The sequence below is a fragment of the Aquabacterium sp. genome (assembly GCF_014378415.1).
GTDB lineage: Bacteria > Pseudomonadota > Gammaproteobacteria > Burkholderiales > Burkholderiaceae_C > Aquabacterium.
Window position 1 is genome coordinate 1 of sequence record NZ_JACMNS010000043.1, and the last position, 14,498, is coordinate 14,498.

Annotated in this window: 17 protein-coding genes; 10 read left to right on the forward strand and 7 right to left on the reverse strand. The window is 63.4% G+C overall.

Annotation, left to right across the window (positions count from 1 at the left end; genetic code table 11):
* Both H7225_RS04490 and H7225_RS04495 read left to right on the forward strand, forming a co-directional pair.
* Positions 1-1,061, forward strand: a 1,061-nt coding sequence (locus tag H7225_RS04490) for a transporter (RefSeq protein ID WP_290659589.1), incomplete at its 5' end; no start/stop codon positions are given.
* 100 nt (positions 1,062-1,161) lie between these two features.
* On the forward strand, positions 1,162-1,866 hold the full coding sequence (locus H7225_RS04495) for a chalcone isomerase family protein (RefSeq protein ID WP_290659590.1): 705 nt from the start codon (positions 1,162-1,164) through the stop codon (positions 1,864-1,866).
* Between the two features lie 23 nt (positions 1,867-1,889).
* Here H7225_RS04495 and H7225_RS04500 read toward each other — a convergent pair whose 3' ends face one another.
* From H7225_RS04500 to queC, 3 genes are read right to left on the reverse strand one after another with little or no spacing between them, the layout of a single operon-like run.
* Positions 1,890-3,776: a M48 family metalloprotease gene (locus H7225_RS04500; protein ID WP_290659591.1), complete on the reverse strand. Its 1,887-nt coding sequence runs from the start codon at positions 3,774-3,776 to the stop codon at positions 1,890-1,892.
* Between the two features lie 31 nt (positions 3,777-3,807).
* A complete protein-coding gene (locus H7225_RS04505; RefSeq protein ID WP_290659592.1) occupies positions 3,808-4,401 on the reverse strand; it encodes a LemA family protein in 594 nt (197 codons plus the stop codon).
* Positions 4,402-5,172: a 7-cyano-7-deazaguanine synthase QueC gene (gene queC / locus H7225_RS04510; RefSeq protein WP_290659593.1), complete on the reverse strand. Its 771-nt coding sequence runs from the start codon at positions 5,170-5,172 to the stop codon at positions 4,402-4,404.
* A gap of 122 nt (positions 5,173-5,294) precedes the next feature.
* Here queC and H7225_RS04515 point away from each other — a divergent pair, with 122 nt between their 5' ends.
* Both H7225_RS04515 and H7225_RS04520 read left to right on the forward strand, forming a co-directional pair.
* Positions 5,295-6,071: a ferredoxin--NADP reductase gene (locus tag H7225_RS04515; RefSeq protein WP_290659594.1), complete on the forward strand. Its 777-nt coding sequence runs from the start codon at positions 5,295-5,297 to the stop codon at positions 6,069-6,071.
* A 70-nt stretch (positions 6,072-6,141) separates the two neighbouring features.
* Positions 6,142-7,350, forward strand: coding sequence for an SMP-30/gluconolactonase/LRE family protein (locus tag H7225_RS04520; protein WP_366481287.1), 1,209 nt, complete (start codon positions 6,142-6,144; stop codon positions 7,348-7,350).
* Positions 7,351-7,444: 94 nt separating this feature from the next.
* Here H7225_RS04520 and H7225_RS04525 read toward each other — a convergent pair whose 3' ends face one another.
* Positions 7,445-8,698 carry a glutamate-5-semialdehyde dehydrogenase gene (locus H7225_RS04525; RefSeq protein ID WP_290659603.1) on the reverse strand — a complete coding sequence of 418 codons (1,254 nt, stop codon included), beginning with the start codon at positions 8,696-8,698 and terminating at the stop codon, positions 7,445-7,447.
* 85 nt (positions 8,699-8,783) lie between these two features.
* Between H7225_RS04525 and H7225_RS04530 the strand changes: the two genes are divergently transcribed.
* A complete protein-coding gene (locus tag H7225_RS04530; RefSeq protein WP_290659596.1) occupies positions 8,784-9,113 on the forward strand; it encodes a hypothetical protein in 330 nt (109 codons plus the stop codon).
* A gap of 109 nt (positions 9,114-9,222) precedes the next feature.
* Positions 9,223-9,357 carry a hypothetical protein gene (locus tag H7225_RS04535; RefSeq protein WP_290659597.1) on the forward strand — a complete coding sequence of 45 codons (135 nt, stop codon included), beginning with the start codon at positions 9,223-9,225 and terminating at the stop codon, positions 9,355-9,357.
* An 11-nt stretch (positions 9,358-9,368) separates the two neighbouring features.
* Here the strand turns inward: H7225_RS04535 and H7225_RS04540 are convergent, their stop codons facing one another.
* Complete coding sequence (locus H7225_RS04540; RefSeq protein WP_290659598.1) at positions 9,369-10,661, reverse strand: FAD-dependent monooxygenase; 1,293 nt, start codon at positions 10,659-10,661, stop codon at positions 9,369-9,371.
* A 136-nt stretch (positions 10,662-10,797) separates the two neighbouring features.
* On the opposite strand from H7225_RS04540, the gene ispB reads away from it, so the two are divergent.
* Positions 10,798-11,739, forward strand: a complete 942-nt coding sequence (ispB, locus tag H7225_RS04545; protein ID WP_290659604.1) for an octaprenyl diphosphate synthase — start codon at positions 10,798-10,800, stop codon at positions 11,737-11,739.
* A gap of 165 nt (positions 11,740-11,904) precedes the next feature.
* Positions 11,905-13,050, forward strand: a complete 1,146-nt coding sequence (locus H7225_RS04550) for a Fic family protein (RefSeq protein ID WP_290659599.1) — start codon at positions 11,905-11,907, stop codon at positions 13,048-13,050.
* Between the two features lie 18 nt (positions 13,051-13,068).
* Here the strand turns inward: H7225_RS04550 and H7225_RS04555 are convergent, their stop codons facing one another.
* Entirely contained in the window at positions 13,069-13,368 is a 300-nt protein-coding gene (locus tag H7225_RS04555; RefSeq protein WP_290659600.1) for a CcdB family protein, read from the reverse strand.
* Positions 13,368-13,622 carry a type II toxin-antitoxin system CcdA family antitoxin gene (locus tag H7225_RS04560; protein ID WP_290659601.1) on the reverse strand — a complete coding sequence of 85 codons (255 nt, stop codon included), beginning with the start codon at positions 13,620-13,622 and terminating at the stop codon, positions 13,368-13,370. The genes H7225_RS04555 and H7225_RS04560 overlap by 1 nt, the downstream gene beginning before the upstream one ends.
* A 244-nt stretch (positions 13,623-13,866) precedes the next feature.
* Between H7225_RS04560 and H7225_RS04565 the strand changes: the two genes are divergently transcribed.
* Both H7225_RS04565 and H7225_RS04570 read left to right on the forward strand, forming a co-directional pair.
* Positions 13,867-14,139: a helix-turn-helix transcriptional regulator gene (locus H7225_RS04565; RefSeq protein ID WP_290659602.1), complete on the forward strand. Its 273-nt coding sequence runs from the start codon at positions 13,867-13,869 to the stop codon at positions 14,137-14,139.
* 53 nt (positions 14,140-14,192) lie between these two features.
* On the forward strand, positions 14,193-14,498 hold a 306-nt coding region (locus H7225_RS04570; RefSeq protein ID WP_290659605.1), incomplete at its 3' end, for a HipA N-terminal domain-containing protein.

The following is a 14,498-nucleotide window of genomic DNA, read 5'->3' on the forward strand; positions in this document are numbered from 1 at the left end:
AGAATGGCAACCAGCGCTATTCGCCTGGCGTGGGTGGCAGCGACATGACCTCGCCTTTGGTGCCCGGCTGGTACGGGCAGGTGGCGATGGTGGCGTACCACGCCAACAAGATCAAAGGCAATGATGGCAAGCAGTTGGCCAAGACGGGCAACGTTTCGCAACTGCAACTGCAGGCGGACCCCTTAACTTCGGGCGCCGCGCCCGCATTTTCTGGTGGCGTTAACTACAACTCAAAAATCGGCATCAAGGCTGATACCTACGCCATTCTTCCGCGCATTACCTACCTGAGCAGTGAACAGGTGCTGGGTGGGAATGTCGGGTTCACGGCGATGTTGCCTTTGGTCCGTCGCAAAATCCAACTTGCTGGAGAAACACCAGCCTTCACCCCGGGCGCTGGAAGCGCGGCCCCTGCGGTGCCAGGCAACTTGGCCGCCGGTCTCAGCCCGCTCATTCTTGGCCGCCTTGCCACCAACTCCGCCACCTACGGCATCGGCGACCTCGAAGTCTCGCCCATCTGGCACATGGAGATCGGTGATCACCAACATGTGACCATTGCCCCCACCATCGTGCTGCCCACGGGCGACTACGACGCCACCCAACGTGCCAATTCGGGCTTTGGCAACTTCTTCACTTTCCGCCCCTCGGTGCAGTACGCCTTCGTGGGCGATGGCTGGGATGTGGGCGCGCGCCTGGTGCTGTCCTTCAACACGCGCAACAAAGATAATGGCTACCGCACGGGCAACATCCTGAACATTGACTACCAAGCCATGAAGTTCGTGTCTGAAGACATCCGCGTTGGCCTGCAGGGCTATGTGGTTGAGCAGTTCACCAAAGACCAGCAGGATTTGACGGGTTTCTCGCCAACGCAACAGACTGCGCTGGCCAACGGTGCTGACCTGAGCACCGGCAACAAGATGCGCGCTTATGCCGCCGGCCCCGCCGTGGGCTGGTTGGCCAATGGTGGCGAGTTCCTGCTTGAAGGCAAATTCTTGAAGGAATTTGGTGCGAAAAATCGCACTGAAGGCCAAGCTTTTTGGCTGACCTTGTCCAAGCCGCTGTAACCTCATCAGGGTCCTGATTGATGGAGTTCCCCTGGTCTTCAGGCCAGGGGTGCCCGTGTCGCGGGCAAGTGGATGGCTGTGCCGTAGGAGTGCTCACATCGTGCAAGATGACCGTATCGCTTTGCCCACCTTTGAGAACCACCGCCGCCAGTTGATGGCCAGTGCCATGGCGGCTGCCTTGGTGCCTTGGGCCAAGCCAGCTCACGCTGCGAGCGTTGAGCTGGAGGGGGTGCAGCTGGAAGAGTCCATCACCGCGTATGGGCAAAAGTTGGTGCTCAACGGGGCGGCGGTGCGCAAGCGAGGCTACTTCAAGGCGGACGTCACCGCGCTGTACCTGCCTGAAAAACGCACCACGACTGAGGCGATTTTCAAGCTCAATGGCATCCGCCGCATCCAGCTCAACATCTTGCGCGAGTTCACCTCGTCCACCATTTCCCGGATCTTCATCTCCGACTTCAAGCAGAACTCCACCGATGCCGAGTTCAAGCAGTTGATCAACGAGATCAGCCAGGTGGGCGCCGCTTACAGCGCGGTCAAGCGGGTGAGCAAGGGTGACGTGGTCAACCTGGACTGGCTGCCCGGCAAGGGCTGGATGTGCTACATCAATGGCAGGCAGTTGATGATCGATCCAGGGGTAACCGGATCCGCCAGCAACAATGCCATCAACAGTGAGTTGGCCTACCAGATCTACATGCGCATGTACATCGGCCCGGCCGCGCCTGACGAGTTGCGCAATGGCCTGCTGGGCCTGACCCGCTTGCCCAGGTCTGCGGTTGGCGGCAAGGACAAAGACGGCGACGTCTGATCCTCAAGCGCGCTCAGTCGCCCTCAGTCGCGCGGATAGTGCGATGCCAAGGCGGGGGGCATGGGTGAGTCCATCAAGCCGGCCATCAAGCGCAGGGCGTTGGCGGTGTCGTTGGACAGCAAGCCGCCAGGGCTGTGGTTCAAGGCTTCTTCAACCCAGGCCCGCAGCAACACGGGCTTGATCATCCACGACAACTCTTGAACGCCTGCCAGGGCGTGCATCAGGGCGTCGGCGTCGGGAATCTTGCCATCCGGTTTCAAATCCTGAACGCGGTGGGTACAGCGTGCGATGACGCGTGCGTACCAGGCTCGGCTGGTGGCGGCCAGCAAGCCTTGCGCTTCAGCCTCGGGCACAAAGCGGGCCAGGTACGCCGACAGCGCGATCACGTGGGTCATCTCGTCGTCTTGCAGATCAGCCAGCTCGCGTCCTTGGCCGGTGACCGGGCGCATGAAGGGCCGGCTGTTTTTTTTGTCGCTCATCTGGTGGCGCAGCGTCAGCCACCACAGGCGATCTCGTGGGCTGACGCGCCCATCGGCTTTCAACAAATCACGGGCGGCTTCGACCAGGGCGCGGCGGTCGCTCAGTGGGTCGGCGGCGATGCTTTTGCACAGGCGCTCGAACTCCGGGACCAGGTGCTCGGGGCGCAGGCCCTGCACATCGTCCAGGATCTGTTGCGCGTGCGTGAGCCCTTCGGCCAGCTTCAACCACAGCTTGCGCTCATGGCGGTTGCCGGCCGACATCATCAGTGCCAGCACGGCCATGCGTTTTTCGCGGGGGCCTGCCAGGCGGCGCAGGCGGCCCACAGCATCGGCGTCATCGGGTGATCGGGCTTGGCCAGACGCCTGGGTGGGCTGTTGGGAAGGTGAGGCAGCCGCCAGCATGACGCCGGGGGCGATGGGTGGTGGGCGGCGCGGCTCGGCTTTCTCCAGCCTGAGCAAAGGCGCCGGCATGGGGGCCAGCACGGCGCCGCAGATGCGGTGGATTCGCTCAGGCAAACGCGGGTGGGTGGCCATGCAGCGCGACAGCGTGGATTGGTGCAGCAACAACGAGGCGACCATGTCGGCCTGAGGATGGCGCATCTGGCCACCCAGCATCTGCTGGTCGAACCAGATCTTGCGCAGCACATTGCCCAGGCCATCGCGCGTGCGGGTGAACTGGATGGCGTTGGCGTCGGCCAGGAACTCGCGCTGGCGCGCCACGGCGGCTTGCAGCAGGCGACCGGCGCCCCAGCCCAGCCAGCCGACCGCGGTGAACACCAAGCCGATCACCCAGCGCACCGGGTTGACGTGGCCGATCTCGTCCGGGCTCATCAAGGTTTGGCCATAGCCATGCACCAGCGACAAACCCCACACCAGGGCCAGCAGGCGCATGGCCATGGGCAAGTCTTCTTCTTTCAGGTGGCCGAACTCGTGTGCCACCAGGCCTTGCAATTCAGCCCGGGTGAGGCGGTCCAGCGCGCCACGGGTCACGCACAAGGCGTAGTCCTGGGGGGACCAGCCCGCCACGAAGGCGTTGATGGCGTCCTCGCGCGTGAGCACGTAGACATGCGGTACGGTCTGGCCAGAGGCCATGGCCATTTCGTCGACCACGTTGAGCAGGCGGCGCTCTAGCGCGTCGTCGGGGTCTTTGACCAGGCGGCCGTTCATCCAATGGGCGACGCGCTGGCCACCGCCTTCGCGCAGGCGCTGGGTTTCGATCAGGCAGCCACCGAGCACGAACAGCAGGATCACGCCTGAGTTGGTTTCGAAGAACAAGGCGGGGTAGCCATGGCTGAGGGGCATTAGCAGCTTGTAGGCCAGTGCCATCAGCCCATTGATGGCCACGACCAGGCCTGCCAATAGCACGGCAAACCAGGCGAACAATTTGAAGGTTTGCGCCTGGGCCTGTTCCTGATGCTGTCGAAATTTCATGGTTAACGGCGAGACTGCCCGTTCACATACTTCAGAAGGCTACTTTCACGCCAATGCGTTCCGCATCGGTGGACGTGAACTGCAGCATGGCGGCCTCTTTGAAGCTGAAGACGCCTGCCATCAGATTGGCAGGAAACTGCTGGGCCGAGTTGTTGTAGTCCAGCGTGGCATCGTTGAACAGCTGGCGCGAAAACGCCACTTTATTCTCGGTGTGTGTCAGCTCTTCACTGAGGTCGCGCATGGACTGGTCGGCCTTGAGTTCCGGGTAGGCCTCGACGATGGCCTGGAAGCGGCCCATGGCGCTGCTGAGCACGCCCTCGGCCAGGTTCAGGCTCTTGATGGGGCCGGCCTGGTTGGGTTGGCCGCGAACCAGGTCGGTGGCCGCGACGACTTGCGCGCGCGCTGCGGTCACCCGTTCCAGGGTTTCGCGTTCGTGTTCCAGGTACTTGCGGGCCACCTCGACCAGGTTGGGGATGAGGTCGTGGCGGCGCTTGAGCTGCACGTCGATCTGCGCAAAAGCATTGGTGATTTCGTTGCGCAGCTTGATTAGGCGGTTGTAGGCGCCCACGCCCCAAAAGACGATCAAGGCGACCACCACGAGGGTGATGATTTGTGTGGTGTTCATTCAATCAATCCTAGCAGTCGTCCACTGCTCAAAGCCTTCGCGGCGCAACTGGCAGGCGGGGCATTGGCCGCAGCCGTAACCCCAGGCGTGGCGGTGGGTGCGGTCGCCCAGGTAGCAGGTGTGGGTGTGCTCCACGATGATGTCGTTCAGCGTGGGGCCTCCCAATTGGTCGGTGAGGGCCCAGGTTTGCGCCTTGGTCAGCCACATCAGCGGTGTTTCCACCGTCATGGGCGTGGCCAGGCCCAGGCTGAGCGCCACCTGCAAGGCTTTGAGGGTGTTGTCGCGGCAATCGGGGTAGCCGGAGTAGTCGGTCTCGCACATGCCGCCCACCAGCACATTCAGGCCGCGTCGGTAGGCCACTGAGGCCGCGAAGGTCATGAACAGCAGGTTACGGCCGGGAACGAAGGTGTTGGGCAGGCCGTTGGACTGCATCTCGATGGCGCGGTCTTCGGTCAAGGCGGTGTCCGAGATCTGGCCCAGCAGCGCCAAGTCCAGCACATGGTCTTCGCCCAGGCGGCTGGCCCAATCGGGAAAGGCTTGAGCCACGGCCTGGCGAACCGGTTCGCGGCAGTCCATCTCGATGCGGTGGCGCTGGCCGTAGTCGAAGCCAATGGTCTCGACCCGGCTGAAGCGGCTCAAGGCCCAGGCCAGGCAAGCCGTGGAATCCTGCCCGCCCGAGAACACCACCAGGGCGGCGCGCGGATCGGCAAAGGCGGAAGGGGTGTCTGGGGCGGCGGGCACGGCGAGCAAATCGATGGGGGATTGGTGCATGGCAGGTCAGCATAGTGGATCAAATCCCCGGACTTCAGGGGTCGGTGTGTCAGGCTGTTGGCGGGGGCTGCAAAGCTGGGCGACAATGGAGGGTTTTCGAGAGTCCTTGCAGGAACCTGGTCATGGCCGCTTTCAATTCAGAAACTGTTACCCACGTCAACCACTGGAACGACACGCTGTTCACCTTCAGAACCACGCGTGATCCGGCCTTGCGTTTTGCCAGTGGCCATTTTGTGATGATTGGCCTGGAAATCGATGGCAAGCGCTTGATGCGCGCCTACAGCGTGGCCAGCGCCAACTATGAAGAGCACCTCGAATTTTTGAGCATCAAGGTGCAGGACGGCCCCTTGACTTCGCGCCTGCAGCATTTGAAGGTGGGCGACAAGTTGCTGGTCAGCCGCAAGGCCGTGGGCACCCTGGTGGTGGATGACCTCAAGCCGGCCGTGAACCTGTACCTGTTCGGCACCGGCACCGGCCTGGCGCCTTTCATGAGCATCATCCAGGATCCGTACACCTACGAAAAATTCGACAAGGTGGTGCTGGTGCACGGCGTGCGCTACAAGAGCGAGCTGGCGTACCACGACTTCATCAAGGACGACCTGCCGGACCACGAGTTGCTGGGCGACCTGGTGCGCGACAAATTGATTTACTACCCCCTGGTGACGCGCGAAGAGTTCCGCAACCAGGGTCGCCTGACCGACCTGATCGAGAGCGGCAAGATGGCCGCCGACATCGGCCTGCCGCCTTTGAACCCGGCCACCGACCGCGCCATGATGTGTGGCAGCCCGTCCATGTTGACCGACCTGTGCAAGATCCTGGACGCCCGGGGCTTCCACATCTCGCCTTCGCAAGGCGAGCCGGGCGACTACGTGATTGAGCGCGCTTTCGTCGAAAAGTAAGCTTTGTCAGGGTCATGGTTACAAAATCAATGGCCTCTGTAGATGGGGCAGCTGGAGTGTGCAATTGAGTGTGATCCCATCAAGTCCTGTGGCACAACGTGGCCGTTTGCGTTGGCTGGCCTCCTGGGCAACGCCTGTGGCGGCCTTGGTGGCCTACCTGGCGTTCTGGCCCGTTCCGGCGGATCCCGTGGCCTGGTCGCCCCCCAAAGACGCCGGTCATGCCGGCGCCCATGCCGTCAACCAGAAACTGGCGGGTCTGCAGCAGATCACTCTGGGGGCTGGGCAAGTCGGCCCTGAACACATCACGGCCCATCAGGGCTGGCTGTACACCGGCCTGGTCAACGGTGATGTGCTGAAGTTCAGCCCGGACGGTAAAACGCGCGAGGTACTCGCCAACACCGGCGGGCGCCCCTTGGGCACCGACGTGGACGCCCAGGGCCGCGTGCTGGTGGCCGATGGCGTGAAAGGCCTGCTGCGCATTGAAGGCAGCGGGGCCACTGCCAAGGTCGAAACCTTGCTCGCCACGGTTGATGACCCGGTGGCGGGCGACCCGCTCCGCTTTGCCGATGCGGTCAAGGTGGGTAGCGATGGCACGCTTTGGTTGACCGATGCCAGCCGCCGGTTTGGCGTGCTCGAGTGGAAAAGCACCCTGGAAGCCAGCGTGCTGGACATCCTGGAGCACAGTTGCACGGGCCGGCTCATTGCCGCAGACCCGGTGTCCTTGAAATCGCGCGTGGCCTTGGCGGGGCTGTGCTTCCCCAATGGCGTGGCGTTCTCCAAAGATGGCAAGACGATGTACTTGTCGGAGACCGGCACCTACCGCATCCTCAAGATTGATCTGGCCAAGCTGTCCCTGACCCGGGCTACCCAGGGAATGATGAACACACCGACGCTGAGCAATGCCATCAGTCAGGGCGCGGCCACCGTGCTGGTGGACAACCTGCCTGGCTTCCCCGACAACTTGGTGGCTGGCGCGCAGGGCCGCTTGTGGGTGGGTTTGACCAAGCCGCGCAGCCCCGTCATCGACTTCACCGCCGAGTACCCGATTCTTCGCAAGTTGACGCTGCGTTTGCCGCGCTTCCTGTGGCCCGTGCCCAAGGCGCATGGCCATGTCGTGGCCCTGGATGAATCAGGCAAGGTCGTGGATGACCTGCAGGACCCCAGTGGCGCTTATCCCGAAACCACGGCCGCGACCGAGGTGGATGGCAAGCTTTTCATCCAGAGCCTGAATGCCCCGTTCATTGGCTGGATGAACTACAGCGGCCCAAGCTCAAAGTAAGCCGCCCCGGGCGTCCCAGGCCGTTTTGAGGACCAGGGCGCCCAGCAAGGTGGCGAGCCGACGTTGGCCGGCGTCAGGTCAAGCATGCAAGGGCTTAGGTGCGGATTTCGCCCTGGCCCAGCACCACGTATTTCAGCGAGGTCAGCCCTTCCAGCCCGACCGGGCCACGCGCGTGGAACTTGTCGGTGCTGATGCCGATTTCAGCGCCCAGGCCGTACTCGAAGCCATCGGCGAAACGCGTGGACGCGTTGATCATCACGCTGGCCGAATCCACCTCGCGAATGAAGCGCATGCTGTTGGGCTGGTGGGTGGTGAGGATCGAATCGGTGTGGTGCGAGCCGTAGTGATTGATGTGGGCAATGGCCTCGTCCAGCGAATCAACCACCTTCACGGCGATGACCGGGGCCAGGTACTCTTCAAACCAATCCTGCTCGGTGGCCTCAAGCACCTTGGCGCCGGGCACATCGGCCAGGATGGCCTTGGCCCGTGGGTCGGCGCGCATTTCAACGCCCTTGGCCGCGAACACCGCGCCGATGCGGGGCAAGAACGCGGCGGCCTGTTTCACATGCACCAGCAGTGATTCGGTGGTGTTGCAGGGGCTGTACTTTTGCGTCTTGGCGTTGTCGGTCACCTTCACGGCCAGGTCCAGATCGACCTCGAAGTCGACATAGGTGTGGCAGTTGCCGTCCAGGTGCTTGATGACCGGCACCTTGGCTTCTGCGCTGATGCGTTCGATCAGGCCCTTGCCGCCGCGCGGGATGATCACGTCCACGTACTGCGGCATGGTGATCAGGTGGCCCACGGCAGCGCGGTCGGTGGTCTGCACCAGTTGCACGCCGGTGGAGGGCAGGCCGACTTCAACCAGGGCTGCTTGCACCAGCTTCCATAGCGCCAGGTTGGAGTGGATGGCCTCGGAGCCGCCGCGCAACACGCAGGCGTTGCCGCTCTTGATGGCCAGCGAGGCCGCCTCGATCGTCACATTGGGCCGACTCTCGAAAATCATGCCGAACACGCCGATGGGCACGCGCATCTGGCCCACGGTGATGCCGCTGGGGCGGCGGCGCAGGTTGGTCATCTCGCCCACCGGGTCGGGCAGGGCGGCGACCTGTTCGCAGCTTTGCGCCATGGTCTCGATGACCTTGTCGGTCAGGCGCAGGCGGTCGACCATGGGCTCGCTCAGGCCGTTGGACTGGGCCTTGCTCACATCCTGCACATTGTCGGCCTTGAGGGTGGCGGCCTGCTCGCGGATCAGGCGTCCCAGGGCCAGGATGGCGTTGTTGCGGGCGGCGGTCGAGGCGGCGGCCATCAAGGTGGCGGCCGCGCGGGCGGCCTGGCCCACGGCGCTCATGTACTGGTCAACCGGTTGGTCGGCGGAAGGGGAAATGGTCTGCACGGTGTTCATAAGGCAAGATTGTCGCAAACCCCGGCCATTCATGCACCACCAAGTCATCCATATTCACGCAGAGGCACCGCCCAAACCCGCTTTGGGCGCGCCTTGCAATGGCTGCGGCGTGTGTTGTCTGGTCGAGCCCTGCCCGGTGGGCATGCTGATCAGCCGGCGCCGAAAAGGGGCTTGCGACGTGTTGTTCTGGTCGGATGAGGCCTCGGCTTACCGCTGCGGTTTGCTGGTGCAGCCTGACCGATTCATGGCTGGGCGCTGGATGAGCTGGGGCCCTTTGCGGCGCCTGTGGCTGCGCTGGGCGCGCCGGGTGATCGCCGCTGGCCGAGGCTGCGACGCGGACTTTGTGCAGGATGAACCCTGAACTACCCCCTTAAGGGGGTTTTGTTACGCACTTGGAAGGAGAATCATCCTTCATAAGATGAGGTCGTCCCGCTGCACGAGGGCGGCCCGCTAAATCAGAGGAGACCTCCATGCGCAAAAAGTTGCTGCAAAACACGCTGTTTGCCGCCATGGCCGCGTGGGCCGTGTATGGATTGCACGCGAGTGCCGAGACTTCCTTCGTCGATGCCCAATGGGCGTCCACCATCGTGGCTTTGCAACGCTGAGCTGAGTTGCTTCAGCGCAGGCCGAACATCATCGTTCTGGCCAGCCGGTGCTTCAGAGGGCCCAGCGCCTGCATGGCACCCAACCCCAGGCCGCGCACCGTCGCCAAAACGGGCGCGGGCCAAGTGAAGCTGCGGGCCAGAAAATCCGTGCCGGCGATCAAGGCCCATCGATCAGGCTGACGGCGGCGCTGGAAGTGCCGCAAGGCGGCCGCCACATCCACCCGCCCCCCTACGCTAGCGCCCTTCAGTGCCGACAGCAGTTCGTGCACATCGCGCAGCCCCAGGTTCAGGCCTTGCCCCGCCACCGGGTGCAGCGTTTGCGCCGCGTTGCCGATGCGCACCACCGCGCCATCGTTCACCAGGCTGCGGTGGGCATTGAGCCCCAGCGGGAAAGCCTTCAAGCTTGAGACCTGGTGGATCTTGCCCACCCGCTCATGAAAGATCGTGTTCAGCACCACCAGGCGTTGGGCGTCGGTCAGGTCGCGCACCGGGTCGTCGTTTCGCTGCACGCACCACACCAGGGCGGCGCGGCGGCCACTGGGGCCGCCGGGCACGACGGTGCCGTCGGCCAAAGGCAGGAGCGCGGCGGGGCCGGACGGGGTGAAGCGCTCGTAGGCCACGCCGGCTTCGCTGTCCTCGCCCAGCAGAACCTGGCCAACCCAGGCGGTCTGGGCGTAGTCATGGCTGACGCCTTGGGGCCATTTCAGGGTGGGCTGGTCGGCAAACACGCCACCTTCGGCCACCACGGCCAGGTCAAATGATTCCGCGATCTCGGCATCGACCTCGACGCCACCGGGCACGGGCTTGAGGCCCTTCACCGGAGTGCCAAACCGCATCAGCAGGCGATCGGGCTGGCGGGCGATGGCCTGGGCCCAGGCGGCCTGCATGGGCGCCACCAGGGTGCCATAGCTGACCACGGCGCCCAGTTGGGCCACGCCTTGCTCGGCCGCGCTGATGGCCACAAAGGGCTGATCACGGCCCGGCCACAGCACGGTCGGTTGCTGTTGGGACACGTGCACGGCCAGGATGGGCGCCACCTGCTGGCGGGCCTGGATGGCGGTCCACACGCCCATGCGCTCCAGCTCTTGCACGCTGCCCAGCGACAGGGCCAGGGCGCGCGGATCGCCTGACACGTCTTTGTCGGCGGGGCGGGCATCGAACACCGTGATGCGGGCCTGGGGCAGGGCCTGGGCGGCTTGAAGCGCCAGGGCGAGCCCAGCCGGGCCGGCACCGATGATGGCCATCGACAGGCCGGCTGGGGCCAAGGGCGGGGGTGTCACAGCGGTGTCTTCAACGGTGTTCATCGTGGGGCTCCTGATCGGGCATTGTCGCGCTGTTACCGGCCTGACGAAGGGGGTTCCTATAATCACCGTTTACCGCACTCCAACCTGGTCCAGCGTGTCAGCCACTTCCACCCCCACCGTGAACTACCGCAGCCTCATGGCCCCTGACATGGCCGAGGTGGATCAGGTCATCCACCACAGGTTGTCGTCCAAGGTGGCGCTGGTCAATCAGATCTCCAATTACATCGTGAACGCGGGGGGCAAGCGCATCCGCCCGATGCTGTTGCTGCTGATCGCTCGGGCGCTGGGCAATGACTCATCGCAGCGCCATGAATTGGCGGCGGTGGTGGAGTTCATCCACACGGCCACCTTGCTGCACGACGACGTGGTCGACGAATCGAACCTGCGGCGCGGCCGCCAAACGGCCAATGCCATGTTCGGCAACGCGGCCAGCGTGCTGGTGGGCGATTTTCTGTACTCGCGCGCTTTCCAGATGATGGTCACGACCAACCGCCTGCGGGTGATGGACGTGCTGGCCGAGGCCACCAATGTGATCGCCGAGGGCGAGGTGCTGCAGTTGATGAACATGCACGACCCCGACATCTCGGTGGACGATTACCTGAAGGTGATCGAGTACAAAACGGCCAAGCTGTTCGAGGCCAGTGCCCGCCTGGGCGCGGTGACCGTGGATGCGACGCCAGAGGTTGAAGAAGCTTGCGCCTCGTATGGGCGCACTTTGGGCACCGCGTTTCAACTGATCGACGACCTGCTGGACTACGAAGGCAGCACGGCCGAGTTGGGCAAGAACATTGGCGATGACCTGCGCGAGGGCAAGCCGACCTTGCCGCTGCTGGTGGCCATGCAGCGTGGCACGCCCGAGCAACGCGAGATGATCCGCAACGCCATCATCCACGGCGAAGTGGATCGCATGGCGGAGATCGTGGACATCGTCAAAACGACGGGTGCGCTGCAGGCCACGCGCGAGGCGGCCGAGGAGCAGGCGCGCCTGGCGGAGGGCTGTTTGGAGGCTTTGCCAGCGTCGGTTTACCGGGATGCCTTGCTGCAATTGTCGGCTGAATCGGTGCACCGATCGTCTTGATTGGCTTGGCGTTTGGGGTCACACGGGATGCGACACTTTCGTGCATGACCTACAAGGTCACGGCATGGAGCCAAAACAGTCCCTGACCGCTCCTGAGTCGGTTAAACTTCATAATCGACTCAAGAAATGAGTCGTATTCGCCCGTCAATCGCCTCATCTCAAGCCATGACATCGGACGCGACCTACCCCTGGCAGCAGCCGCACTGGCCTGCACTTCACCACGACCCCCTCCGGGTGGGCGTGGCCCTTGCCAACGCCCGACGTGCCCAGGGCATGGTCGAAGGCAAGCTCGCCGCTCTGGGCTTTGAGCAGAAATTGGAGCTGGCAGCCGAGGCCTGGAGCCAAGAGGCTGTCGCCACAGCCGCCATCGAAGGCGAACAGCTGGATTTGGTGGCCGTGCGCAGTTCAGTCGCGCGCCGCCTGGGCGTGGGCCGGCAAGATGGCCCGAACGCGCCGCGCAATGTCGAAGGCCTGCTGGACATCATGGACGATGCGTTGACGCGCTGCGCCGATGAGGTGACCCATGAGCGTTTGCATGCCTGGCAGGCCGCTCTCTTTCCAACCGGCCACTCCGGGATGATGAAGATCCGGGTCGGTGGCTACCGTGAGCACACCGCGCCGATGCAAATCGTCAGTGGCCGGATTGGGCGCGAGCGCGTGCACTACGAGGCGCCACCCTCTGCCCGGGTGTCCCAGGAGATGGGCCAGTTGCTGCATTGGTTCAACGCCAGCGTCGAGCCCGACATCCTGGTGCGGGCCGCCTTGACCCACCTGTGGTTCGAGACCATCCACCCTTTCGAAGATGGCAATGGCCGGGTCGGACGAGTTTGGGCGGACCTGGTGCTGGCCAGGGACAGCGGAGAAGCCAGCCGCCTGATGAGGACTTCGCAACGCTTGCTGGACCGCCGCAACGAGTACTACGACCAGTTGCAGCGAGCCCAGCACGGCGGGCTGGACGTGACCGACTGGGTCAGCTGGTTCATCCAGCAGGTTCAGGCCGCTTGCGAAGAGGCCTCCAGGGCCATTGACGACACGCTGGCCAAGGCGCGGTTCTGGATGGACCACAGCCACCAGGATTTGAACGAGCGACAGCGCAAGGTCATGAACCTGCTGCTCGACGCCGGGCCCAATGGGTTCGAGGGCGGCATGAGCACCAGGAAGTACGAAAGCATCGCGGGCACGTCGCGAGCGACTGCTTCCCGCGAGTTGATTGAACTGGAAGCCCTTGAATTGCTGGTGCGGGTTGGTGCTGGGCGCTCAACCCGCTATTGCGTGAAGTTGCCAGGTTGGGGGCCGATCGCGCTGGCATGAACTGCCCTGGTCAGCCACTTAAACGCCCTGAAATAAACAGTCCAGCGCCGACACCACTTCGTGCGCCCGGTCTTCCAAGCTCAGCACCTGCGCCTGCAGCAACTTCTGCGGCACCGCCGCCATGAACTGCGTGACCATCACATGGGCCACCCCACCAATCTCAAACGTGGGATTCAAGGTCTGAGCGGGCGCGGGCGCGCTGGTTTTGGGCAGCAACGGCACCACCATGCGCGTGTTCAAGTGGCTGAGCAAATTGGCCTGCACATCCAGCAGGTAACCGGGGCCTTCGGGGTTGGCGTGAACGCAGAAGCGAGGCATCAAAAGTGCCGGTGGTGTGCCAAAGGCAACCCGTTTTGTTCGACATAAGCGTTCGAGCTTTCAAGCGCTTCGCGGTTGGCCGCCAGCCAAAGTTCCTGGCGTTTGGTGGCCACGGCCTGCGCCACACCCGCCTCCGCCGCCTGAGAAACGTTGATGCGCAAGGCCTTGGCCTCGGCCAGCAGGATGGCATCCAGTGTCACGTTGGTGGCCTTGCGCTGAGCGACGGCTGGTCTGGTAGATGCGGCGGTTGGCATGCGCGATCCTCATGAAAGCAGTGTCTTAGGCTAGCACTGGTGCGCATCATTGGCAATATCAGTCATGCGCATGTTTGATGTAAAGGCTTGCGGCAGAGGGATATCAGCCCCCTCACTTGAGCGTTGCCCTCAGAGATTCGGAAGCGCACCTTCCACGCCGATTTCAAAGCTTTCCGTTCAAGCGCAGTAAGCTGACGCAAGCTATAACTTACAAAGCACCAAATAGTCGGCAATTATGCAAGTCATGACTGACATGATTCGCCTGCCTGATGAGTTGGGGCAACTGCTGAAAGCCCACCGTGAAGCCGCGGGGTTTTCCAAGAAAGACCTGGCGCAGCGCGCCGGCAAGGTGCGCGAGGTCATCTATCGGCTGGAGGCGGGTGACGTTGTCACCGTGTCTTCCATGCTGGCCGCCTTGGGCCTGGCCTTGCGCATCGACAAGGTCGGCATGCCAACCATGCAGGAAGTGGCCGCCCGATTTGCCGAAGAGGACGACGGGGATGGTGATGCTCCCTGAGAAGATCCCCGCTGCTGGAAGTCAGCATTGACGGCGCGTTCTCGGGCCAGCTGATCAAGCGTTCCACGTACGAGTTTCGCTACCGGGATCCAAGGCCTGACCAAGCTGCCCTGGCGCTGCTGATGCCCGCGAGCACGCAGGCCACCTGGCAGGATGGTGACTTGTTCCCGGTGATGGACCAGAACCTGCCTGAGGGCGACCTGTTCGTGCGGCTGCGGGCGATGTTTCCCAAGCAGGCGATGAGGCCCATGCACTTGCTGACCCTGATTGCTGCCAATGGCATCGGGCGCCTGGGATATCGACTGGGCGCATCGAGCGCCTGGGCTTTGAAGACATCGCGGCCTTGGCCGGTTTGCGGG